The following is a 23,872-nucleotide window of genomic DNA, read 5'->3' as shown; positions in this document are numbered from 1 at the left end:
ACTCACAGGACGTTCGCCGGTGATGCGCAGCATCGGAATCTTAGGTCCCGGACGAAGTCTTCGCAGCGCAATCGTGATGGAACTTTGCTCTCAGCGAGAGGTCTCCATCGCGAGGTAGGCGTCGCGACCCGCCAGGCTGACGGCGACATCGGCGATCAGCGGCTCGAAGAACCGCTGCCGATAGAGCGGGTCGGTGCTGGTGCTCGCCGTGAAGTACAGCCCGCACAGCACCGCGACGAACAGCGACATGTGCACGACCGTCTGCGGGATCGGCAGGTTGATGCCGAACCACGTTCCGTCGCAGGGCGGTTGACCGACCGCACACGCCTGCTCCGCGGACCACAGCACCGCGACGTCATCGGGTACCGCGATGACCCCCAGAGCCAGGAAGAACGCGAACACGCCTGCGGTGAAGAAGACCACCTGGATCGCCTGCGAAACCACCATCACCGCAACGACGTTGATGCGCTCCGCACGTGACAGCGCGGTCTTGGGAACGGGTCGATCGGTGGGCACGGCCAGCGGTGTGCCCGCCAGCAGCGTGGCCGTGTCCGTCTGCTCGGCGCGGTCCTCGCGCAGCATCCGCACCTCGTCGCGGATCGTGGTGACCACGAAGATCAGCGCCACCAGGGCGAGGAAACCGATGATCTCCCAGAGCCTTCGACGGCTCATCCGGGCCGCGAGCTGCCACAGCTCGCCGGTGAAGTAGACCACCACGGTGACCATCGGCAGCGGCAGCGCCCGGCTCATCAACGTTCCGAGCGCGCCGAACTGCACCCACGCGAACCGGAACGCCCAGGAGGCGATCGAGCCGAACCCCAGATAGGTCAACCAGATCGCCACCAGCGTGATGAGCATGAAGACCGGCGCCTCCGTGGCCGCCGCGATACTCCAGCCGTTCACGGTCACCGGCATCGCCACGACGAAGATCGCCATCACCAGCAGGGCCGAGGTCCGTCGGCCCAGCACGCCGCGGGTGCTGTCCATGCGGTGGAACAGGTACAGCGCGAACGGTGCCGCGATGAGCACGGCCGTGATGACGCCGAGGCGAAGCGCGTACCCGTAGTCCGGTGCGTCGCCGGTCACTTCGGCCAGCAGCATCGTCACCGCCGTCAGCGCGCCGACACCGCTGACCGTCGGAGCGGAGCGCTCGACGAGGTGACGCGATCGAACCCGCCGGGTGAGAACCAGGGGCAGGCCGCGCTGCAGGAACCACTCGTGCACCTGCTGAATGTCGGTAACTGACGGCACAGGGAGTCAGTGTGGTGGACTGGAAGCCGCCATGGCGAGAAAATTCGTGTCGAGGAGTTGGGGGATATCGGCGCGCTCGGCGTTCGTCGTCGCGACCGTCGTGTTCCTCGCGCTCGGCGTGGCGGGCGCCGGCCTGGCCGCGTCGCTGTACCGCACGATGCTCTCGGGAATCGACTCCGCCGCGGCCGGCAGGGTGTCCGAGATCGCCGCTCAGCTCAGGTCTTCGGGACCGGCGGGTGTCGAGGATCGGTTGTTCGACACCGACGAGCGAATCGTCGCCGTTCAGGTGGTCACCGAGAGCGGTGTCGTGGTGCGGGATTCCGCATCCGCGCCCGATGCGCCGCTGATCCCGGTGAGCGCCCTCGGCGAGGGGTCGCAGATCGGGATGCCCGAGCAGACCACCCCGTTCGGCCGGATCCGGATCAGCGCCCAGTCGGTCGACGGGCCGGGTGGAGATCACTACACGGTGCTGGTGGGGGAGGGCAGCGCGGCCATCGCCTCAACCATCCGCGCGGTCATCCTGGCCCTGGCGTTGGCGGCACCGGTGGTGGTCGCCGTATCGGCCACCGCCACATACCTGTTGGTGCGGCGGTCGTTGAAATCCGTCGACGAGATCCGCACCAGGGTCGCCGACATCACCACGTCCGACCTGACGGAGCGCGTCCCGGTACCCGACCGCAACGACGAGATCAGCGCGCTCGCGATCACGATGAACGAGATGCTGGCGCGGATCGAGGCAGGCCACGCCGCGCAGCAGCGCTTCGTCGGCGACGCCTCACACGAGTTGCGCAGTCCACTCACCACGATCATCTCGGCGTTGGAGGTCGCCTCCGCGCACCCCGAGTTGTTGAACGCGGAACTGGCTGCGGGCACGCTGATTCCGGAGGCGCAGCGCATGAAGGCGCTCATCGACGACCTGCTGCTCCTGGCCAGGGCCGACGAGCGCAAACTCGGCGTCCGACTCGACGACGTCGACGTGGACGATCTGGCCGCCGCGGAGGTCGACCGACTGCGCCGGGAGACGGGAATCGAGGTGCGCGCCGACATTCGGCCCGCGCGCCTGTCGGGGGACGCTCCGGCGTTGACGCGGGTGCTGCGCAACCTCCTCGACAACGCTGCGCGCCATGCGGTTTCACGCGTCGACGTGGCGGTGCGCCGGGCCGGTGACGTCGTGGTGGTGACCGTCGCCGACGACGGTCCCGGCATCGCGCCAGCGGATCGCGAGCGGGTGTTCGACCGTTTCGTCCGGCTCGACGCCGACCGCTCGCGCAGCGCGGGCGGAACCGGTCTCGGTCTCGCGATCGTGCGCGAGATCGCCGCGGCGCACGGCGGTTCGGTGACGGTCGAGGACCCGTCCGGCGGCAGCGGAACCGTGGTGCGGGTTCAGTTGCCCTTCCGGGGCGAGCGAGCCGACGGGGCGTCATCGGCGAAGCTCCCGGAGTCGAGTCGGTAGCCGACGCCGCGAACGGTCTCGATGGTGCTGGTGCCGAACGGGATGTCGATCTTGCGTCGCACGTATCCGATGTAGACCTCGACGACGTTGTCGGCACCCTCGTAGTGGGCGTCCCACACGTTCTGCAGGATCTCGGTCTTGGTGACGACCTTGTCCTTGTTGCGCATCAGGAACTCGAGCAGACCGTACTCGCGGGGCGTCAGCGCGATCGTCGTCTTGCCCCGCTGTACGACGCGCCGCGACGGGTCCAGCGACAGCGACCCGGCTTTGAGCACCGGCGCCCGGTGCGGCGCGGCACGCCGCATGAGCGCGCGCAGGCGGGCCACCAGCACGATGAACGAGAACGGCTTGGTGAGGTAGTCGTCGGCGCCGAGGTCGAATGCGTCGGCCTGGTCGTACTCGCCGTCCTTGGCCGTCAGCATGAGCACGGGAGTCCACACGTCACGCGAGCGCATGCGGCGCAGTACCTCGTAACCGCTCAGCCCCGGCAGCATGATGTCGAGGACGACGACGTCGAACTCGTTCTCGCACGCCTGCCACAGACCGTCGACGCCGTTGTCGGCTTCGACCACGACGCATCCCTCGGCGCGCAGCCCGACTGCCAGAGTCGACGACAACAGCTGCTCGTCTTCAACCACCAGGACCTTCATCTCGCCAGCATTGTCTCATCACTTCGCGAGGGCGCTGGGAGTTGACGCGTCAGTTCATGTTCCAGGGCTCGCCGTAGGTGGTCACGCTGTCCCCGGTCGCGGCGATGAGCCGCGCGAAGGGGCGCAGCAGCACCCCGCCCGCCGCGCCGGTCACGGTGCCGTGCGCGTTCGACACCGCCACCTCACCGGTGGGGCCCGCCACGTCCACGGAGAACGTCGCGACCTCCTGGATGCCCGGACCGTTGCCCAGATCCGCGCTGATCGACACGCCGGGGAACAGGTTCGGGGTGATGACCGAGTTGAGACCGAACGGCGGTGTGGTGATGTCCGCGGCGTCGAGCAGGATGTTCGGGGTGGTGTAGCTGAAGTTGATGCCCACGCCGAGCGACCACGGGAAGCCGATCTGGTAGCCGAGTTCCAGCGAGCCCTCGAAGTCGTCGGCCTTCTCGCCGGTGACGATGTAGGCAGCGCGTCCCGAGTGGAACCACTCCCGCGTCAGCCGGTTGCGGTCCAGCGGGAAGACTCCGTTGAGGAACGTGTCCCACTGCTGAACGGTGAGCGTGCGGCCCTGCTCGTCGACGAGGCTGAGCTCGTTGTCGAGGCCGGCGCGCGCCGGTGCAGTCGTCACGGTGAGTGCGGTCACGGCGACCAGGAGTGCGGTCAGCGTCCGGACAAGTACCTTCATCGACCCTCTTCGTGTGTGTGCGTTATTGGCTGAGACGCGAGGCACGTGCTGGACAACGGCCGGGTCTCCGGTCGGTGTCGGCCGAAACACAAACGCCGCACTGCTGTCTCGTCGTTGACCCAGCAGGATCCGAAGGTGTCAGACCGACGCTGTGAGTTCGCTGAGTTGTCCCCCGCGCTGTGAGCAACGCCACTCGGCGACCGGCCCGCAGCGGCAATCCCCAGCTTGGCTAGGCTTGGCCCATGCAGAGGATCATCGGAACCGAGGTCGAGTACGGCATCTCCTCGCCGTCCGATCCGACCGCGAATCCGATCCTGACGTCGACGCAGGCCGTGCTGGCCTACGCGGCGGCGGCGGGGATCCAGCGCGCTAAGCGCACGCGGTGGGATTACGAGGTGGAATCGCCGCTGCGCGATGCGCGCGGTTTCGACCTCAGCAGGGCCTCGGGCCCCCCACCGATCGTCGACGCCGACGAGGTCGGCGCGGCGAACATGATCCTGACGAACGGTGCGCGGCTCTACGTCGATCACGCGCATCCGGAGTACTCGGCGCCCGAGGTCACCGATCCGATGGACGCCGTGATCTGGGACAAGGCCGGCGAGCGCGTCATGGAGGCCGCGGCACGCCACGTCGCGAGCGTTCCGGGGGCCGCCAAGCTGCAGCTCTACAAGAACAACGTCGACGGTAAGGGCGCCTCGTACGGCACGCACGAGAACTACCTCTGTTCGCGGCAGACCCCGTTCTCGGCGATCATCGCCGGGCTGACGCCGTTCATGGTGTCCCGGCAGATCGTCACCGGCTCGGGCCGGGTGGGCATCGGGCCGTCGGGCGACGAACCCGGATTCCAGCTCACCCAGCGGGCCGACTACATCGAGGTCGAGGTGGGCCTCGAGACGACGCTCAAGCGCGGCATCATCAACACCCGCGACGAGCCGCACGCGGACGCGGACAAGTACCGCCGTCTGCACGTCATCATCGGCGACGCCAACCTGGCCGAGACGTCGACCTATCTCAAGGTCGGCACCACGGCGCTGGTGCTGGATCTCATCGAAGAGGGGTTCGATCTCTCCGACCTGGCGCTGGCCCGCCCTGTGCACGCCGTGCACGTCGTCAGCCGGGACCCGTCGCTACGGGCGACGGTCGCGCTCGCCGACGGCCGCGAGCTGACCGCGCTTGCGCTGCAACGCATTTACCTCGACCGAGTGGCCAAGCTCGTCGACAGCCGCGATCCCGATCCGCGGGCGTCGCACGTCGTCGAGACGTGGGCCGAGGTGCTCGACCTGCTGGAGCGCGACCCCATGGAGTGCGCCGAGATCCTCGACTGGCCCGCCAAGCTACGCCTGCTGGAGGGCTTCCGGCAGCGCGAGAACCTCGCCTGGTCGGCGCCGCGGTTGCATCTCGTCGACCTGCAGTACTCGGACGTCCGGCTGGACAAGGGCCTGTACAACCGGCTGGTGGCCCGCGGGTCGATGAAGCGACTGGTGACCGAGCAGCAGGTGATCGACGCGGTCGACAACCCGCCGACCGACACCAGGGCGTACTTCCGCGGTGAGTGCCTGCGCCGGTTCGGCGCCGACATCGCGGCGGCCAGTTGGGACTCGGTCATCTTCGACCTCGGCGGCGACTCGCTGGTGCGCATTCCCACTCTGGAACCGCTGCGTGGCAGCAAGGCCCACGTGGGAGCGCTGCTCGACTCGGTGGACAGTGCGGCTGAACTGGTAGCGCAACTCACCACCTGATCCGCCATCGGAGAGAAATCCGGGCACTGAACGGTAGTGTGGAGTAACGGTGGAAACTGTGAGTCCGCTGATTGAAGTAGGAGGCAAGCGATGGCCCAGGAGCAGACCAAGCGTGGCGGTGGCGGAGGCGATGACGACGACCTCACCGGCAGCACGGCCGCGGGCCAGGAGCGTCGCGAGAAGCTGACCGAGGAAACGGACGATCTGCTCGACGAGATCGACGACGTCCTCGAGGAGAACGCCGAGGACTTCGTGCGGGCGTACGTCCAAAAGGGCGGCCAGTGACCTGGCGCGATCACCTGGCTCCGCCTTTCACGTCCCACTCTCTTCCGGAATCGTCGTCCTTCACTGATTACCTGCGCAGGCAGGCACCCCACCTGCTGCCGACGACGTCGGGCGAGTTGCCGGTGTCCAATGCGCTTCCGCACGGCACGACGATCGTCGCGCTGAAGTTTCCCGGCGGCGTGCTGATCGCGGGCGATCGGCGCTCCACCCAGGGCAACGTGATCGCCGGCCGCGACGTGCAGAAGATCCACATCGCCGACGACTACACCGCGACGGGCATCGCGGGAACGGCCGCGATCGCGGTCGAGTTCGCCCGCCTCTACGCGGTGGAACTCGAGCACTACGAGAAGCTCGAGGGCGTCGCACTGACGTTCGCGGGCAAGGTGAATCGCCTGTCGATCATGGTGCGCGGGAACCTCGGAGCCGCTCTTCAGGGCTTCGTCGCGCTGCCACTTCTCGTCGGCTACGACCTCGACGACCCGGATCTCCTCGGCGCCGGACGCATCGTCTCGTTCGACGCCGCCGGCGGCTGGAACGTCGAGGAGGAGGGCTACCAGTCGGTGGGTTCCGGCTCGGTGTTCGCCAAATCGTCGATGAAGAAGCTGTATTCACGCGTGACGGACGCCGACTCCGCGCTGCGGGTGGCCGTCGAGGCGCTGTACGACGCGGCCGACGACGACTCCGCGACGGGCGGCCCGGATCTGGTGCGCGGCATCTATCCGACCGCGGTGCTCATCGAAGCCGAGGGGGCGCTCGAGGTCAGCGCGGACCGCGTGGCCGGCATCGCCCGCGAGGTCATCGAAAACCGTTCGCGTGCCGATACTTTCGGCCCCGATGACGGGAAGGGTGAGCTGTGAGCTTCCCGTATTTCATCTCGCCCGAGCAGGCGATGCGGGAGCGCTCGGAGCTCGCGCGCAAGGGTATCGCCAGGGGGCGCAGCGTGATCGCGCTCGCGTACTCCGGCGGCGTCCTCTTCGTCGCGGAGAACCCCTCGCGCTCACTGCAGAAGGTCAGCGAGCTCTACGACCGGGTCGGCTTCGCGGCCGTTGGGCGCTTCAACGAGTTCGACAACCTGCGCCGCGGGGGCATCCAGTTCGCGGACACCCGCGGCTACGCCTACGACCGCCGAGACGTCACCGGCCGGCAGCTGGCCAACGTCTACGCTCAGACGCTCGGCACCATCTTCACCGAGCAGGCCAAGCCGTACGAAGTCGAGCTGTGCGTTGCGGAGGTGGCGCACTACGGCGAGACCAAATCGCCGGAGCTGTACCGGATCACCTACGACGGGTCGATCGCCGACGAACCGCACTTCGTCGTCATGGGCGGCACCACGGAACCCATTTCGACGGCGCTCAACGAGTCGTTCACCGAGAACGCCAGCCTCAGCGAGGCCGCCCGGATCGCCGTGAACGCGCTGCAGGCGGGTGGCAACGGCACCGAGGCGCGGACCCTGGGACCGGAGACCCTCGAGGTCGCGGTGCTGGACGCGAACCGGCCGCGCCGCGCGTTCCGGCGGATCACCGGTTCCGCCCTGGACGCGCTGCTGCCGTCGAACGACGCGCCGAGCGACGCGGAGTCCCCGGACGCGGAGCCCTCGGAGTAGTCGGCTCAGGCCTCGAGGTCGTCGTCGCCACCGCGTCCGGTGGCGATCTCCTTGACCTTCTCCACCGAGTGGGTGGCGATGTCCATCGAACTCGCCACGATCCCCTCGACGCCACCCGAGACGTCGCCCTTGATGATGTGGCCGGCGCTCTCGACGATGTCGGCGGAGCGCTCCACGGCGTTGGTCGCGATGTCCTTGACGGACTCGATCGCGTCCTTCGGATTGAAGCCCATGACAATCCCCGTTCCGGTGTAGTTGCACCCGACTCTATCGGGTGACAATCGCCTCGGTTCACCATCCGATCTCGATCACACGCGGGTAGTGTGCCGTCTGGTCCAGACGGAAGGTGTGTCCATGGATGGCGAGCCCGACCTCTACATCGGAGGGGTGTGGCGCCGCGCGTCCGACGGTGGCACCAGGGACATCGCGAACCCCGCCGACGGCAGCATCGCCGCCGTCGTCGACGAGGCCACTCCCGACGACGCCCGCGACGCGGTGGCGGCGGCCAGGACGGCGTTCGACGACGGCGCGTGGCGAGCGACGCCGGTAGCCGAGCGGGCCGCGCTCCTCGACCGCATCGCCGACCTGCTACAGCGCGACAAGGAGGCGCTGGCCGGCCTGGAGACGCGGGACACCGGAAAGACGTTGGCGGAGAGTCGGATCGACATCGACGACGTCACCTCGGTGTTCCGGTACTACGCCGAGTTGGTCGGCGTCTCCTCGGATCGGCTCGTCGACGTCGGTGACCCCGCGGTGATCAGTCGCATCGTGCGGGAACCGATCGGCGTCTGCGTGCTGATCGCGCCGTGGAACTACCCGCTGCTGCAGATGTCGTGGAAGGTCGCCCCCGCACTCGGCGCCGGGTGCACGATGGTCGCCAAGCCCAGTGAGGTGACGCCGCTGTCCACGATCGCGTTCACGCACCTGCTCGAGGAAGCGGGGGTGCCGCCCGGCGTGGTGAACCTGGTCCAGGGCAGCGGAGCGACGCTCGGTGACGCGCTGACCGACACCGACGACGTCGACTTCATCTCGTTCACCGGAGGTCTCGCCACCGGCAAGCGCATCTCGGCGGTCGCGGCCGAGCACGTCACCAAGGCGGCCGTCGAGCTGGGCGGCAAGAACCCGCACATCGTCTTCGCCGACGCCGAGTGGGAATCCTCCGTGGATCAGGTCCTGACCGGGGTGTTCCTGCACTCCGGGCAGGTGTGCTCGGCGGGCACGCGGCTGATCGTCGAGGAGTCGATCGCCGACGACTTCGTCGCCGCGGTCGCGGCGCGAGCCGAGAAGATCCGGATGGGTGATGGCATGGATCCGGCGAGCGAAACCGGCCCGCTGGTGTCCGAGCAGCACCGCGCCAAAGTGGAAGCCTATGTGCAGCTGGGCCTTTCAGAGGGCGCGGTGCTCGTCACGGGAGGGGCTCGACCCGACGATCCGGCGCTGGCCAAGGGGAGCTTCTACCTTCCCACGATCTTCGACCGGTGCGACCGAACCATGCGCATCGTGCAGGAGGAGACGTTCGGCCCGATACTGACAGTGGAGAGGTTCACCGACGAGGCTGAGGCGATCGCTCTCGGTAACGACACGGAATACGGTCTCGCCGCGGGAGTTCGGACATCCGATCCGGCCCGCGGTGAACGCGTCGTACGTGCACTGCGGCACGGGACGGTCTGGCTCAACGATTTCGGCTACTACACCGCCGCGGCGGAGTGGGGCGGCTTCGGCAAGTCGGGCAACGGTCGCGAACTCGGTCCCACCGGGCTCGCGGAGTATCAGGAGATCAAGCACATCTGGCACAACACAGCACCGAAGCCGGCTGGCTGGTTCACGGGCTAGCGGCCGTAGAAGGAGTTCCCATGGTGGTCAAGGATCCGAGCGGGGCGAGCGGAGCGACAGGGAGTAAGCATGCCGATAGCGGCATGGAGGACTTCGGCTACAAGGAGTCGCTGGACCGAAGTATCGGCAAGTTCGCCAGCTTCGCGGCCGGGGTCAGCTACATCTCGATCCTCACCGGCACGTTCCAGCTGTTCTACTTCGGCTTCGGCACCGCGGGACCGGCCTACCTGTGGTCGTGGCCGATCGTGTTCGTCGGGCAGATGGCCGTAGCGCTGTGCTTCATGGAACTGGCCGCGAAATACCCCGTCGCGGGATCGGTCTACAACTGGAGCAAGAAACTCGGCAGCAGGATCGTCGGCTGGATGTCCGGCTGGCTGATGCTCACCGCGTCGATCGTGACGATATCCGCGGTGGCGCTTGCCTATCAGCTCAACCTGCCCCGGCTGTGGAGCGGCTTCCAGATCATCGGCGACGGAACAGGCGAGTACGACTACGCCGCCAACGCCGTGCTACTCGGCACCATCCTGATCGCGTTCACCACGTTGATCAACGCCCTGGGCGTCAAGTTGATGTCCATGATCAACAGCGCGGGAGTCTTCATCGAACTCATCGCCGCCGTGCTGATCGTCATCCTGCTCGCGGTGAACGTCGAACGCGGGCCGGACGTCTTCTTCTCGACCAACGGGTACGGCGCCGGAGAGAGCGGAGGGTGGCTCGCCGCGTTCCTGATCGCGTCACTCGCGTCCGGGTACGTGATGTACGGCTTCGATACCGCCAGTTCACTGGGGGAGGAGACCGTCGAGCCGCGGCGCACCGCTCCCAAGGCCATCTTCCGCGCGATTCTGGCGTCGTTCGTCATCGGCGGCGGCATCCTGGTTTTCGCCGTGATGGCGGCCCCGAACCTCGAGGATCCCGCCCTCGGTGAGAGCACCGGTGGCCTGCAGTACATCGTCGAACAGGTGATGTGGGGCCCGCTCGGCACGGTCTTCCTGGTCTGCATCGTGATCGCCGTGACGGTGTGCACACTCGCGGTGCACACCGCGGCGATCCGGCTCACGTTCGCGATGGCGCGGGACAACGCGCTGCCGTTCGGCGAGCGGTTGGCGACTGTGCATCCGAAGACGCAGACGCCGATCGTCCCGGCGATCACCATCGGGATCATCGCGGTGATCATCCTGGTCATCAACATCGCCAACATTCAGATCTTCACGGTGCTGACGTCGATCGCGATCATCATGATCTACCTGGCCTACCTGATGGTGACGGGGCCGCTGCTGAAGAAGCGACTGCGCGGCGAGTGGCCGCCGAAGGACCTCAAGGAGGGCGGCTACTTCACGATGGGCAAGTGGGGGATGGCGGTCAACATCGTCGCGGTGGTCTGGGGTGTCGGGATGGCGATCAACCTCGCGTGGCCGCGGACGGCCGTGTACGGCGAGGGCTGGTACTACCAGTGGGGCGCCTTCCTCTACATCGGCATCATCCTCGGCACGGGCCTGCTCTGGTACTTCGCCAAGGGGCGCAACCACATCGGCACGCTGAAGTCGCACGCCGCCGAAGCTCCCGTGGAGGCGCGCCCGGATGCCTGAGGCGGATACCTTCGACTACGTCATCGCGGGCGGTGGCACCGCCGGATGCGTTCTGGCGGCACGACTCTCCGAGAACCCGGACGTCACGGTCTGTCTGGTGGAGGCCGGCCCGTCGGACGTGGGTGACGACGCCATCCTGGTGCTGGCGGAGTGGATGCACCTGCTGGACTCCGGTTACGACTGGGACTACCCGGTGGAACCCCAGGAGCGCGGTAACTCCTTCATGCGCCACGCGCGCGCCAAGGTGCTCGGCGGGTGTTCGTCGCACAACTCCTGCATCGCGTTCCATCCGCCCGCCGAGTGTCTCGACGAGTGGGTCGAGATGGGCGCCACGGGGTGGGGTTCGGACGAGATCCTGCCGCTGGTGCGACGTCTCACCGAGACCGTGGGCCTGCGTGACGTGCCACCCGACGATCCGTGCGGGGCGGCGGTGCTGGAAGCCGCCGCGAAGGTGGGCCTGCCGACGGTGGCCTTCAACCGCGGTGAGACCGTGCACAAAGGGGCCGGCTGGTTCCAGATCAACGCCGAGGAGGACGGCACCAGGAACTCCAGCTCGCACGCGTTCCTGCACCCGATTCTGGGGTCGCGATCGAACCTCGAGGTGCGGACGAACTGCTGGGTGTCGGAGATCCTGTTCGACGAGACGAACGATGATTCCCCCCGTCGCTTCGCTCGCCCTAGTGCCACCGGCGTGCGCTACCAGCGACCCGACCTCACCGGCTACGACACGGTGTCGGCGCGGCGCGAGGTGATCATCACCGCGGGTGCGATCGACACGCCGAAGTTGTTGCTGCTCTCGGGAATCGGCCCCGCCGAGCAGCTACGCGAGTTCGGCATCCCCGTCCGCGTCGACTCGCCGGGGGTGGGGTCCAACCTCGACGACCACGTCGAGGGCCTGGTGTTCTGGGACGCCGCGCAGCCGATGGTCACGACGTCCACGCAGTGGTGGGAGATCGGGCTGTTCACCACGGTGGACGAGGGCAGCGCCCAACCGGATCTGATGATGCACTACGGCAGCGTGCCGTTCGACATGAACACGCTGCGCCGCGGCTATCCCACGACGGACAACGGATTCTGCTTGACGCCCAACGTGACTCAGGGTCGCTCACGGGGCACCGTCACGCTGCGCAGCCGCGATTTCCGCGATCGGCCCAAGGTCGACCCGCGCTACTTCACCGACCCCGAGGGTTACGACGAGCGCATCATGCTGACCGGCGTCCGGCTTGCCCGCACGATCGCCGAGCAGGCGCCGCTGACGCCGTGGATCGCCCGCGAACTCGCGCCGGGCCCCGACGCCGTCACCGACGACGAGCTGCTGGACTACATCCATCAGTGCCACAACACCGTGTACCACCCCGCGGCGACCGCGCGGATGGGTGCGGCCGCTGATCCGATGGCGGTGCTCGACCCCGAACTGCGGGTCAAGGGGGTGTCGCGGTTGCGGGTGGTCGACGCCTCGGCGATGCCGAAGCTGCCCGCGGTCAACCCCAACATCACCGTGATGACGATGGCGGAGAAGTGCGCTGACCTCATCCGGAACACCTGACGCACCCGCGGATCTCGCGACGTTCCTGAGCGGGTACACGCCCTTTCAGGGCATGTCGGACGACGAACTCGGCGAGTTGGCGGCGGCTGCCGCCGTAGTGGACTTCGCCGCGGGGGCCACCGTCGCCGACTACACCAAGCCGATGCCCGACGACGTGTGGATGGTCCGAGACGGCCGCGTCGACCTGCAGGCGGGGGACGGGACGCCGCTCGACACGGTGGAGCCCGGCGGCCTGTTCGGTTACACACCGCTGCTCACCGGCGGCGGAATGGACTTCGTCGCTCGAACGACAGTGCCCAGCAGCCTCATTCGGTTGCCCGACGCGGCAGTGCGCGCCCAGTTCGCGAAGCCCGCCGGGCTGGCGTACCTGGCGTCGACGGCGTTCCCGGCGGCGGGGTCGGATCGCGCGGCGACCGCGCCGGTCGCCGATGCGGCGCCGGTCGCCGACCTCGTTCGCGGTGACGTCCTGGTGGTGGATCCCGACACATCCGTCCGCGACGCGGTGGTCGCCATGACCGACAGGCACGTGTCCTACGCGCTGATCCGGTTGCCGGACGGCGGAATCGGCATCTTCACCGATCGGGACCTGCGGACGCGGGTGGTCGCCGCGGGACTGTCCGTCGACGTGCCGATCTCGGCGGTGATGAGCGCGCCCGCGCGCAGCGTGACGGTCGACATGACCGCCGAAGCCGTGCTGATGGACATGCTCGAATGCGGGTTGCGGCACATGCCGGTCCTCACGGCGCGCGGCGACGTGGTCGGCGTGCTCGAGGACGCCGACCTGCTGGCGGCCTCGGCGCGACGGAGTTTCCTGCTGCGCAGGGCGATCGGCGTGGCCGCCGACGCCGCGGAAGTGCAGCGCGTCGGGTCCGGGGTGCGGACGCTAGCGGCCGAGCTGTTCCGCAACGGGACGAAGGCTTCGGCGACGAGTGCGATCGTGTCCGTGGTTATCGACAGTCTGGTGCGAAAGGCGTTGTCGGTAGCCCTGGTTGAGGCCGGACACCGTGCTGATTTCGATGCCTCCTCGCGGGAGCGCTCGTCGGGTGATGCGTTCGCGTGGCTGTCACTGGGCAGCGTCGCGCGGCGGGAGGCGATGCCGTCATCGGATGTGGACAGTGCGCTGTCGTGGCGCGACGACATCGACTCGCAGGGTGCCGAGTTGCGGGCGGTGGCGGCCCGCACCCACGCGATCCTGGACGCCTGCGGCCTGCCGTCGGACAGCAACGGGGCGGTGGCGTCGTCGCCCAGGTTCGCGCGTTCGCGGTCGCAGTGGGCGGCGGCCGCCGACGGATGGCTCGACGACCCCCTGCGCGACCGCGGGCTGATCCTGTCGTCGCTGATGATCGACGGCAGGGTGGTCTGGGGCGCAGAGGACCTCAACAGCGTGCCCGCGGCTTATCGCCGCATGCGGCTGGACCACCCCAACGCGCTCCGCCTGCAGTTGCTCAACGCGTTGTCCGACCGCGTCCGCGCGAGGTCGTTGCGCGACGTGCTGTCGCGCCGCGGTGGGACGTTCGACCTGAAGAACCACGCGGTGACGCCGTTGGTCAACCTCGCGCGCTGGGGCGGGCTGGTCGCAGGTGTCGCGTCGGCCACCACCCCCGTGCGTCTCGGCGCCGCCGCGGGTGCCGGCGCGATCACCGAGTCGGACGCGACAACGCTGTGCGACGTGTTCGCGATGGTGCAGCGCTTGCGCATGGCCCATCAGGTCGAACAACTGGCCGCTGGACACACACCGGGTGACGTCATCACCATGTCGGAGTTGTCGCCACTGAATCGCAGTCTGCTCAACGACGGGCTGCGCGAGATCGCCGCCGTGCAGCGCCGGATCCGCAACCTCACCCTGCTTCCGCCGTAACGCTAACGGGCACCGCTGATCACCGCGAGCACCGTGCGCCACGCATCCGACGTCGGAACGGCGAGCACGTCGGAGTGGGCGGCGAGGCCTTCGACGGGTCGGCCGTCGTCGTAGCGGCCCGCCTCGAGCCGCTGCACACCCGGCATCTCGTCGGGATCGACGCCGTGCACCGCGAGCTGCTGCACGAGTGCGATCGGATCGCCGGGCGCGGTCAGCGAGTATCGCGACACCGACGGGTTGCCGTTGTGCCAGTCGGACGGCTCGTCGACGCCGACACCCGCTCCCGCCGCGGCGACGTACAGCGTCCGATCCGCGGTGAGTCCCACGACCTCCGCGGTGCCCAGGATCGCGCCGCCGTAGGAGTGGCCGATGTACGTGACGTCGACCGGGCGCCCGGTGCCGTCGACCACTCGGTCGAGGTCGTGACTGAACGCGGCCAGCCGCGGAGCCATCGCGAGTGCATACCGCGGATCCGACGCCTCGAGCACCGCGAGCGGAAGGACGTCCGACTGAGGGAACGGCCCGCCCAGGTAGGTGATCGCGGCGACGTCGCCGCCCGACGCGGTGACGAAGGAGCGTGCGGTGCCGGTGGTCGCCGCGGAACCGTCCAGCGTGGTGTTCATGCCCGGCACCAGCACGGCCACGTGGTCGGCGCGGCGAAGGTCCCCGTTGAGCTCGACGAGCACATTCCGCGCCGGGTCGAAGTCCAGGATCTGGCGGTCGATGCGGGCGCCGCTGCCCGATGGATCGTCGATCTCGGCCAGCAGCGCCCGGTAGAGGTCGGCTCGCGGCGTGCCGGCCGCCACGTCGAGCACCTCGCGCGCGACGCGAAGCCGGTTCTCCGCGACGCGGACGTCCCAGTCCTCACCGGTGGGCGCGGCTGCCGCTGCCGGACTGGTCGGAGCCGGCGCGGTGGCCGGGAGCCCCGCGGCGAACGCCTCGTCGACGTCGCGCGCGGCGTCGGCGTCGGCGACGCCGAGGCGCTCGAGCGCGGCGGCGAGCTGCCGGGTGAGCTCGGCCGCCCTGGCGCGCTGCAGATCGCGCGCGACGTCGGGATCGCCGCCGGCGAGCAGCGTGAGCAGCTCGGTTGGGGGTGCGGCCGAGTGCACACCGCCACCGTCGTCGACGGAGTAACCCTCCGAGCGGGCGGTCTCGACGAGCGCAGTGACCCCGTCCTGTGCGGCACCGAGCTGGTCCGCGGCGTCGCGAGCTGCCGCGGCGGCCAGCACCAGCGCCGTCGCGATGTCGTCGGCGTTCCCGCGGAGCGCGTCCATCCGGCGGCGGGCGGCATCGGCGGCCTGTCCGGTCCAGGCTGCGATCGGCACGGATCGCGCTGCCTCGGCACGGGCGTGCACGGCTCGAGCGTCGGCCTCCCATCGGTCGGCCGCCAGCCGTAGATCGGCGACGCGCCACGCCGCGGCCTGTGCGACGGTCGGGCGGCTCACCGCGGTGGCAGGCCGGCGCGGCCGCGACGGTCCGCCGACTCCAACTCCGTCGCCGACACCGTCGCAGCGTCCGCCCACGCTCGCAGTCCGGACGCGAGCTCGGCGAGACCCGGCCGCGCCTCGGCGATCGCGACGGCCACCTCGGAACCCGCGAGTTCGACTGCGGGCCAATCAATTTCCACGACGTGCTCGGCGAACCCGCGAACCCACGCCGCGTCGGCGCGCAACGCATCGGGTGCGATCGACATTTCGGTCATGCCGCATGATGGCGGTTCTCCGACGGCGCGCGTCGAATTCATCCACAGCGCGAGGTGAGGGTTTCGTCAGCCGGAATCCGACGGCGTGAACTCCCGAAAAGCGTCGTTGAATTCCGAGTCGAGGCGACGAGCTGACGAAACGCCATCGCACTGTCACGCCCGCCCCGCCACTTACCGGGAGTCAAACCCGTAAGCTCGGCTACGTGCAACGGCGAATCATGGGCATCGAGACCGAATTCGGTGTGACGTGCACTTTTCACGGACATCGCAGGCTCAGCCCGGACGAAGTCGCCCGCTACCTGTTCCGGCGCGTCGTCTCGTGGGGCCGCAGCTCCAACGTGTTCCTGCGCAACGGCGCCCGCCTCTACCTCGACGTCGGCAGCCACCCCGAGTACGCCACCGCGGAGTGCGACAGCCTGGTGCAGCTCGTCACGCACGACCGCGCCGGTGAGCGAGTGCTGGAGGACCTGCTGATCGACGCCGAGCAGCGACTCGCGGACGAGGGCATCGGCGGCGACATCTACCTGTTCAAGAACAACACCGACTCGGCGGGCAACTCGTACGGCTGCCACGAGAACTACCTCATCGTGCGGGCCGGCGAGTTCTCCCGGATCTCCGACGTCCTGCTCCCGTTCCTCGTCACGCGCCAGCTGATCTGCGGTGCGGGCAAGGTGCTGCAGACCCCCAAGGCCGCCGCGTTCTGCCTGTCGCAACGCGCCGAGCACATCTGGGAGGGCGTCTCGAGCGCCACGACGCGCAGCAGGCCGATCATCAACACCCGCGACGAGCCGCACGCGGACGCGGAGAAGTACCGCCGCTTGCACGTCATCGTCGGCGACTCGAACATGTGCGAGTCCACCACCATGCTCAAGGTGGGCACTGCCGCGCTGGTGCTCGAGATGATCGAAGCCGGCGTGCCCTTCCGGGACTTCTCGTTGGACAACCCGATTCGGGCGATCCGCGAGGTCAGCCACGACCTGACGGGCCGGCGGCCGGTGCGGCTCGCGGGTGGCAGGCAGGCCAGCGCGCTCGACATCCAGCGCGAGTACTACAGCCGCGCCGTCGAGCATCTGCAGACGCGTGAGCCCAACGCCCAGATCGAACAGGTCGTCGACCTGTGGGGCAGGCAGCTCGACGCCGTGGAGAGCCAGGACTTCGCCAAGGTCGACACCGAGATCGACTGGGTGATCAAGCGCAGGCTGTTCCAGCGCTACCAGGACCGCTACAACATGGAGCTGGCCGATCCGAAGATCGCGCAGCTGGACCTCGCGTACCACGACATCAAGCGCGGCCGCGGCGTCTTCGACCTGTTGCAGCGCAAGGGTTTGGCCGCCCGCATCACCACCGACGAGGACATCGAGGCCGCGGTCAACGAGCCGCCGCAGACCACCCGCGCGAAGCTGCGCGGTGAGTTCATCAGCGCCGCGCAGGCAGCGGGCCGCGATTTCACCGTCGACTGGGTGCACCTCAAGCTCAACGACCAGGCGCAGCGCACCGTTCTCTGCAAGGACCCGTTCCGGTCGGTCGACGAGCGGGTCAAGCGACTCATCGCCTCCATGTGACCGGAGTCGGGACCCCGGTCGAATAGGCTTAGGCAGTGGGGATCTCCAAAGTCGAACGGTTGATGAACCTCGTCATCGCGCTGCTGTCCACGCGCGGCTATCTGACCGCCGAGCACATTCGCAAGAACGTCGCCGGTTACTCCGAAAGCGCCACCGACGACGCGTTCTCCCGCATGTTCGAGCGGGACAAGAACGAACTGCGCGACCTCGGGATCCCGCTGGAGACGGGGAAGGCGTCGTCGTTCGACACTGTCGAGGGCTACCGGATCAACCGCGACGCCTACGCGCTGCCGCCCGTCGAGCTGACCGCCGAGGAGGCCGCCGCCGTGGCCGTGGCCACCCAGCTGTGGGAGTCGCCCGAGATGACGACCGCGACGCACAGCGCATTGCTGAAGCTGCGTGCGGCGGGCGCCGACGTCGATGCGCCGGATGCGGGCGTCGCGATCACGACGGCGTCGCTGCCGGGGATCCGCGGTTCCGAAGAGGTGCTCGGCGTGGTGCTGGCGGCGATCGACGCCGGCCAGGCCGTGACGTTCCCGCACCGGCCCACGCGCACCGCGGCCTACACCGAACGCACCGTCGAGCCGTGGGGTGTCGTGACCTACCGCGGTCGCTGGTATCTGGTGGGCCACGACCGCGACCGCGACGACGTCCGGACCTTCCGGTTGTCCCGGATCGGGACCGACGTCAAAGCCGTGGGCCCACGCGGCGCGGTCACCCCGCCCGCCGACGTCAACCTGCGGGACATCGTGCACAGGGCCGTCGCCGAATGGCCGCCGGGACCGCAGGCGCTGGTGTGGGTGGCCGAGGGCCGGGCGACCGCGCTGCGCCGACAGGCCATCGCGACCGCGCCGAGGATGCTCGGCGACCGCGCGGGCGACGAACTGACACTCGAGGTCGGCATGGCGGCCCGGCTGGCTCGGGAGGTCGCCAGCCTCGGCGCCGACGCCGTGGTGCTGGAGCCGGAGTCGTTGCGCGCGGACGTGATCGACCGACTGCGGACGCACGCGGGGGCGGTACCGCATGAGCGGCCAGCGAGAAGCGGAGCGGATCGCGCATGAGTAACGTGTCGACCCGGCTGGTCCGGCTGCTGAACATGGTGCCGTACTTCCAGGCCAACCCCAGAATCACCCGTGCCGAGGCCGCTGCCGCGCTGGGCGTCACCGAGAAGCAGTTGCACGTCGACCTGGAGCAGTTGTGGCTGTGCGGGTTGCCCGGCTACGGGCCCGGTGACCTCATCGACTTCGACTTCGAAGGCGACACGGTCGAGGTCACGTTCACCGCGGGGATGGACCATCCGCTGCGGCTCACCTCGCCCGAGGCGACCGGTGTCCTCGTCGCCCTGCGTGCGCTGCTTGACGTGCCCGGCATGCTGGACCCCGAGGCGGCGCGCAGCGCCATCGCCAAGATCGAGTCGGCCGCTGGCGAGGTCGCGGGCTCGGTCGCAGCGGCCGATCCCGAGCCGGTGTCGGGCCACGCCTCGTCCGTGCGGGCTGCGGTGCGGGACCGTCGCGCCCTCGAGATCGACTACTACTCGGCGTCGAGGGACACGCTGTCGACCCGTGTGGTCGACCCGATCCGCATCGTCCTGGTGGCCGACCGCACCTATCTCGAGGCGTGGTGCAGGACGGCCGAGGACGTCCGGCTGTTCCGGCTCGACCGCATCGTCGACGCGCGGCTGCTCGACGAACCCGCCGCGCCGCCCGAACCCGCGGTGCAGGCCGAGACCGACACCTCGCTGTTCGACGCCGACCCGTCGCTGCCGTCCGCGACGCTTCTCATCGCGCCGTCGGAGGGCTGGATGTTCGACTACTACCCGCTGCGGGTGGTGCGCGAGCTCGCCGACGGCACCTGCGAGGCGACCATGACGTACGCCTCGGACGAGTGGATGGCGCGTTTCGTGCTCGGCTTCGGCTCCACCGTCACCGTGCTCGACCCGAAGTCCCTGGCCGACCGGGTGCGCGATTCGGCCGCCAAGGCGCTCGCCGCCTACGAACCCAGCGGCGGGTAGACTGTCGGAGACTCTGGAGGTGACCTGAATTGGGTGGTCTACAACCCTGGCACTGGTTGATCGTCATCGCGGCGTTCATTCTGCTCTTCGGCGCCAAGAAGCTCCCCGACGCGGCACGTTCGCTCGGGAAGTCGATGCGCATCTTCAAGTCGGAGATCAAGGAGATGCAGTCGGACGGCAAGGCGGACGACGCTACCCCGACCCCGACGCCGATCGCATCGGAGCGCGCGGAGCCCGTGACGCCGACGCCGGCCGCCGAGCCGGCCCCCGATACCCGCTCGGCCTGACGTTCGCCGACTCCGAGCCGCGGCGTGACGTCGCGTAGCTGAACTCTGTCGTTGGACACGCGCGTGCACACCCCACGGATACTCACCAGGCTCGACCCGCGTCGCCGTCGTGCGCGCGTCAACCCCGACGGCACCATGTCGCTGGTCGACCACCTGCACGAACTGCGCAACCGGTTGCTCGTCGCGGTGGCCGCGATCGTGCTCACCACGATCCTCGGATTCCTCTGGTACAGCCACGGCGTGTTCGGCATGCCCAGCCTCGGCGACTGGCTGCGCGCCCCCTACTGTTCCCTGCCGGCGTCGGCGCGCGCCGACATCGCCCCCGACGGGCAGTGCCGACTGCTCGCGACGGGACCGTTCGACCAGTTCATGCTCCGCCTCAAGGTGGCGCTCACCGCCGGCGTCGTGCTGGCGTGCCCGGTGTGGCTGTATCAACTGTGGGCGTTCATCACGCCGGGGCTCTACAAGAAGGAACGACGGTTCGCGTCGGTGTTCGTCGGCGTCGGGGCGGTGCTGTTCATCACGGGCTCGATCCTGGCCTACGTGGTGCTCTCCACCGCGCTCGGTTTCCTGCTGACCGTCGGCAGCGACGTCCAGGTGACGGCGCTCAGCGGCGACCAGTACTTCGGCTTCCTGATCAATCTGCTGCTGGTGTTCGGCATCAGCTTCGAGTTCCCGCTGCTGATCATCATGCTGAACATGGTCGGCATGCTGCCCTACGAGAAGTTGAAGGCCTGGCGGCGTGGGCTGATCTTCGCGCTGTTCGTCTTCGCGGCGTTCGCGACGCCGGGTTCGGACCCGTTCTCGATGCTGTCCCTCGCACTCGCGTTGAGTCTGCTGCTGGAGTTCGCGATTCAGATCGCGCGCATCCACGACAAGCGCAAGGCCAAGCGCGAGGCCCTGACAGCGGTCGACGACGACGAGGCCTCGCCCATTGGAACCGCAGAACCCGTCGGCGCCGCCGAACCCATCGAGTCGCCCAGCGCGGTACCGGCGCCGTCGTCCCTGGGCATCGATGACCAAGCCACCTGAGGTGGAACAGCCGGAATCGGCACTGGCCGGGTTCACCGCCGACCTGCCCTTCGCCCTCGACGAGTTCCAACGCCGCGCATGCGGGGCGCTCGAGCAGGGACACGGAGTGCTGGTGTGCGCGCCCACGGGCGCGGGCAAGACCGTGGTCGGTGAGTTCGCCGTGCACCTGGCACTCGCCGCGGGCCGGAAGTGCTTCTACACCACCCCGATCAAGGCGCTGAGCAACCAGAAGCACAACGACCTCGTGGCGCGGTACGGCGCCGACCGCATCGGGCTGCTCACCGGTGACCAGTCGATCAACGGCGATGCGCCGGTGGTCGTGATGACCACCGAGGTGCTCCGCAACATGCTGTACGCAGATTCGCCTGCTCTGCAAGGGCTTTCGCACGTTGTGATGGACGAGGTGCACTTTCTCGCCGACCGGATGCGCGGCGCGGTGTGGGAGGAGGTGATCCTGCACCTCCCCGAGGAGGTGCGGTTGGTCAGCCTCTCGGCGACCGTCAGCAACGCCGAGGAGTTCGGCGGCTGGATCCAGACGGTGCGCGGCGACACCACCGTCGTGGTCGACGAGCACCGGCCGGTACCGCTGTGGCAGCACATGATGGTCGGCAAGCGGCTCTTCGACCTGTTCGAAGGCGCCCGCAGCACCACGTTCTCCGCGGGGTCCGCGCGCGTCGATCCCGAACTGCTGCGGCACATCTCCCATCGGCGGGAAGCCGACCGGATGGCGGACTGGGAGCCGAGGGGGCGCGGCAGGTCCGGCCGCTCGGGCCGCCCCGCGCTGTACCGGCCGCCGGCCCGGCCGGATGTCATCGCCCTGCTGAAGGAGCAGGGCCTGCTGCCGGCGATCACGTTCGTGTTCTCCAGGGCCGGGTGCGACGCGGCGGTCAAGCAGTGTCTGCGGTCGTCGCTGCGGCTCACCACGGAGGCCGAACGAGCGCGGATCGCCGAGGTGATCGACCGGCGCTGTGCCGATCTCGCCGAGGCGGACCTGATCGTGCTCGACTACCACGAATGGCGCGAGGGCCTGCTGCGCGGCCTGGCGGCGCACCACGCCGGCCTGCTGCCGGTGTTCCGGCACACCGTCGAGGAGCTGTTCACCGCGGGACTGGTCAAGGCCGTATTCGCCACCGAGACACTGGCTCTGGGGATCAACATGCCCGCCCGCACGGTTGTGTTGGAGCGGCTGGTGAAGTTCAACGGCGAGCAACACGCGCCGCTGACACCGGGGGAGTACACCCAGCTCACCGGTCGCGCCGGCCGCCGAGGCATCGACGTCGAGGGTCACGCGGTGGTGCTGTGGCATCCCAGCGACGCGTCCACGGAGCCCGGCGACGTCGCCGGACTCGCGTCGACCCGCACGTTCCCGCTGCGCAGTTCGTTCAGTCCGTCGTACAACATGACGATCAACCTGGTTCAGCAGATGGGTCCCGAGCAGGCCCGCCAGCTGCTGGAGCGGTCGTTCGCGCAGTATCAGGCCGACCGGTCGGTCGTCGGCCTGGTGCGGGGAGTCGAACGCGGCAAGCGGATGCTCGACGAGCTCGCCGCCGAAATGGGCGACGACACCGGCATTCTGGCGTACGCCAGGCTGCGCGCGGCCATCTCGGCGCGGGAACGCGCGCAGTCCCGAGCCTCGCGTCTCGAGCGCCGCAAGGGGGTGAACGACGCGCTGACCGCGCTGCGCCGCGGCGACATCATCACCATCGGCCACGGCAGGCGAGTGGGCCTCGCCGTGGTACTCGAAGCGGCCAACGACTCCGAGGACCCGCGCCCCCTCGTCCTCACCGAACACAAGTGGGCGGGCCGCATCTCGTCCGCCGACTACACCGGCCCGTCGGCGCGGCTGGGCGCGATGTCGCTTCCCAATCGCGTCGAGCACCGTCAGCCCAGGGTGCGACGCGACGTCGCGTCGGCGCTGCGTTCGGCCGCCGCCGCACTCGACGTGCCGTCGGCGAGGGGTGGGCGCAGCGCACCCCGTGAACCCGACATCGATCCGGAACTCGCCGCGCTGCGCGATGAGATGCGCGCGCATCCCGCGCACCGGGCGCCCGATCGGGACGCGCTGGTCCGCGTCGCGGAGCGGTATCTGCGCATCGAACGCGACAACGAGGAGCTGCAGAAGAAGATCGCGGCCGCCACCAACTCGCTGGCCCGCACGTTCGACCGGATCGTCAAACTTCTGACCGGCCGGGGGTTCATCGACGTGCGCGACGGCGAGCCGCGGGTCACCGAACACGGCAGGCTGCTCGCCCGCATCTACAGCGAAAGCGACCTGCTGGTCGCGGAGTGCCTGCGGGACGGGGCGTGGGACGGTCTCGAGGCGGCGGAGTTGGCGGCGGTGCTGTCCTCGGTGCTGTTCGAGGCGCGCGGAGACACGCCGAGCACCCTCGCGGGTGTCGAGATTCCGACGGCACGCCTGCGCACCGCGCTGGTCCGGACTCAGCGGCTCTGGTCGGACATCCACGCCGACGAACGTCAGCACCGGGTGTCGGCCAGCCGCGAGCCGGACCCCGGCTTCGTGACCGCGATACACCGCTGGGCGACGACCGGCGATCTGGCGTCGGCGCTGGATGCGTCGGACGTGACGAACAGCGGATCCCCGCTCTCGGCCGGCGATTTCGTCAGATGGTGCCGGCAGGTGCTGGACCTGCTGGATCAGGTGCGTAACGCGGCTCCGACACCCGCGTTGCGGGCGACCGCGAAACGCGCGATCGATGACATTCGGCGAGGCGTCGTGGCTGTTGATGCAGGGTAGTGTGTGGCCAACGCTTCGCAATCACCGAGGGAGA

General features: G+C 68.9%; 21 protein-coding genes. 15 read left to right on the top strand and 6 right to left on the bottom strand.

From position 1 onward, the window contains the following. Positions 1-90 precede the first annotated feature (90 nt). Positions 91-1,251: a hypothetical protein gene (locus NM203_RS28240; protein ID WP_255063920.1), complete on the bottom strand. Its 1,161-nt coding sequence runs from the start codon at positions 1,249-1,251 to the stop codon at positions 91-93. Positions 1,252-1,282: 31 nt separating this feature from the next. On the opposite strand from NM203_RS28240, the gene NM203_RS28235 reads away from it, so the two are divergent. After that, positions 1,283-2,704: an ATP-binding protein gene (locus NM203_RS28235; protein ID WP_255063919.1), complete on the top strand. Its 1,422-nt coding sequence runs from the start codon at positions 1,283-1,285 to the stop codon at positions 2,702-2,704. On the opposite strand, the gene NM203_RS28230 is transcribed toward NM203_RS28235, so the two are convergent. Continuing rightward, on the bottom strand, positions 2,635-3,354 hold the full coding sequence (locus tag NM203_RS28230) for a response regulator transcription factor (RefSeq protein WP_255063918.1): 720 nt from the start codon (positions 3,352-3,354) through the stop codon (positions 2,635-2,637). The genes NM203_RS28235 and NM203_RS28230 overlap by 70 nt on opposite strands. 49 nt (positions 3,355-3,403) lie before the next feature. Then, positions 3,404-4,039, bottom strand: coding sequence for a porin MspA (locus NM203_RS28225; protein WP_255063917.1), 636 nt, complete (start codon positions 4,037-4,039; stop codon positions 3,404-3,406). 242 nt (positions 4,040-4,281) lie between these two features. Between NM203_RS28225 and dop the strand changes: the two genes are divergently transcribed. The 4 genes from dop (at position 4,282) to prcA (ending at position 7,666) form a co-directional block, all read left to right on the top strand. Then, a complete protein-coding gene (gene dop / locus NM203_RS28220) occupies positions 4,282-5,778 on the top strand; it encodes a depupylase/deamidase Dop (RefSeq protein ID WP_255063916.1) in 1,497 nt (498 codons plus the stop codon). A 90-nt stretch (positions 5,779-5,868) separates the two neighbouring features. Beyond that, positions 5,869-6,063 (top strand): ubiquitin-like protein Pup, encoded by a 195-nt coding sequence (locus tag NM203_RS28215; protein WP_068917438.1) that lies wholly within the window; start codon positions 5,869-5,871, stop codon positions 6,061-6,063. Further along, positions 6,060-6,920 carry a proteasome subunit beta gene (prcB, locus tag NM203_RS28210; RefSeq protein WP_255063915.1) on the top strand — a complete coding sequence of 287 codons (861 nt, stop codon included), beginning with the start codon at positions 6,060-6,062 and terminating at the stop codon, positions 6,918-6,920. Before NM203_RS28215 ends, prcB begins: the two co-directional genes overlap by 4 nt. Beyond that, the gene (gene prcA, locus NM203_RS28205; RefSeq protein WP_255063914.1) at positions 6,917-7,666 is read left to right on the top strand and encodes a proteasome subunit alpha; all 750 of its coding nucleotides are present in this window, start codon (positions 6,917-6,919) and stop codon (positions 7,664-7,666) included. The genes prcB and prcA overlap by 4 nt, the downstream gene beginning before the upstream one ends. A 5-nt stretch (positions 7,667-7,671) precedes the next feature. Here prcA and NM203_RS28200 read toward each other — a convergent pair whose 3' ends face one another. Continuing rightward, positions 7,672-7,899: an Rv1893 family protein gene (locus tag NM203_RS28200; protein WP_255063913.1), complete on the bottom strand. Its 228-nt coding sequence runs from the start codon at positions 7,897-7,899 to the stop codon at positions 7,672-7,674. Positions 7,900-8,020: 121 nt separating this feature from the next. Between NM203_RS28200 and NM203_RS28195 the strand changes: the two genes are divergently transcribed. From NM203_RS28195 to NM203_RS28180, 4 genes are read left to right on the top strand one after another with little or no spacing between them, the layout of a single operon-like run. Continuing rightward, positions 8,021-9,499, top strand: coding sequence for an aldehyde dehydrogenase family protein (locus NM203_RS28195; protein WP_255063912.1), 1,479 nt, complete (start codon positions 8,021-8,023; stop codon positions 9,497-9,499). Between the two features lie 20 nt (positions 9,500-9,519). Next, positions 9,520-11,085 carry an APC family permease gene (locus NM203_RS28190; RefSeq protein ID WP_255063911.1) on the top strand — a complete coding sequence of 522 codons (1,566 nt, stop codon included), beginning with the start codon at positions 9,520-9,522 and terminating at the stop codon, positions 11,083-11,085. Next, positions 11,078-12,631, top strand: coding sequence for a GMC family oxidoreductase (locus tag NM203_RS28185; protein WP_255063910.1), 1,554 nt, complete (start codon positions 11,078-11,080; stop codon positions 12,629-12,631). Before NM203_RS28190 ends, NM203_RS28185 begins: the two co-directional genes overlap by 8 nt. 52 nt (positions 12,632-12,683) lie before the next feature. Next, on the top strand, positions 12,684-14,489 hold the full coding sequence (locus NM203_RS28180) for a putative nucleotidyltransferase substrate binding domain-containing protein (protein ID WP_255063909.1): 1,806 nt from the start codon (positions 12,684-12,686) through the stop codon (positions 14,487-14,489). A gap of 2 nt (positions 14,490-14,491) precedes the next feature. On the opposite strand, the gene NM203_RS28175 is transcribed toward NM203_RS28180, so the two are convergent. After that, complete coding sequence (locus tag NM203_RS28175) at positions 14,492-15,934, bottom strand: alpha/beta hydrolase (protein ID WP_255063908.1); 1,443 nt, start codon at positions 15,932-15,934, stop codon at positions 14,492-14,494. Further along, the gene (locus tag NM203_RS28170) at positions 15,931-16,191 is read right to left on the bottom strand and encodes a DUF7162 family protein (RefSeq protein ID WP_255063907.1); all 261 of its coding nucleotides are present in this window, start codon (positions 16,189-16,191) and stop codon (positions 15,931-15,933) included. The genes NM203_RS28175 and NM203_RS28170 overlap by 4 nt, the downstream gene beginning before the upstream one ends. A 203-nt stretch (positions 16,192-16,394) precedes the next feature. On the opposite strand from NM203_RS28170, the gene pafA reads away from it, so the two are divergent. The 6 genes from pafA (at position 16,395) to NM203_RS28140 (ending at position 23,838) form a co-directional block, all read left to right on the top strand. Next, positions 16,395-17,753: a Pup--protein ligase gene (pafA, locus tag NM203_RS28165; protein ID WP_255063906.1), complete on the top strand. Its 1,359-nt coding sequence runs from the start codon at positions 16,395-16,397 to the stop codon at positions 17,751-17,753. Between the two features lie 35 nt (positions 17,754-17,788). Beyond that, positions 17,789-18,814 carry a helix-turn-helix transcriptional regulator gene (locus tag NM203_RS28160; RefSeq protein WP_255063905.1) on the top strand — a complete coding sequence of 342 codons (1,026 nt, stop codon included), beginning with the start codon at positions 17,789-17,791 and terminating at the stop codon, positions 18,812-18,814. Next, positions 18,811-19,764, top strand: coding sequence for a helix-turn-helix transcriptional regulator (locus NM203_RS28155; RefSeq protein ID WP_255063904.1), 954 nt, complete (start codon positions 18,811-18,813; stop codon positions 19,762-19,764). Before NM203_RS28160 ends, NM203_RS28155 begins: the two co-directional genes overlap by 4 nt. 29 nt (positions 19,765-19,793) lie before the next feature. Next, positions 19,794-20,051 carry a Sec-independent protein translocase subunit TatA gene (gene tatA / locus NM203_RS28150; protein WP_255063903.1) on the top strand — a complete coding sequence of 86 codons (258 nt, stop codon included), beginning with the start codon at positions 19,794-19,796 and terminating at the stop codon, positions 20,049-20,051. Positions 20,052-20,114: 63 nt separating this feature from the next. Then, on the top strand, positions 20,115-21,083 hold the full coding sequence (gene tatC, locus NM203_RS28145) for a twin-arginine translocase subunit TatC (protein WP_255063902.1): 969 nt from the start codon (positions 20,115-20,117) through the stop codon (positions 21,081-21,083). Continuing rightward, positions 21,067-23,838 carry a DEAD/DEAH box helicase gene (locus NM203_RS28140; protein ID WP_255063901.1) on the top strand — a complete coding sequence of 924 codons (2,772 nt, stop codon included), beginning with the start codon at positions 21,067-21,069 and terminating at the stop codon, positions 23,836-23,838. The genes tatC and NM203_RS28140 overlap by 17 nt, the downstream gene beginning before the upstream one ends. The last annotated feature ends 34 nt before the right edge of the window (positions 23,839-23,872 follow it).

Origin of the sequence: Mycolicibacterium arenosum, assembly GCF_024320865.1 — a bacterium.
Lineage (GTDB): Bacteria > Actinomycetota > Actinomycetes > Mycobacteriales > Mycobacteriaceae > Mycobacterium > Mycobacterium arenosum.
The sequence above is the reverse complement of the archived record's forward strand: the minus strand, read 5'-3'. Positions and strand labels throughout refer to the sequence as shown.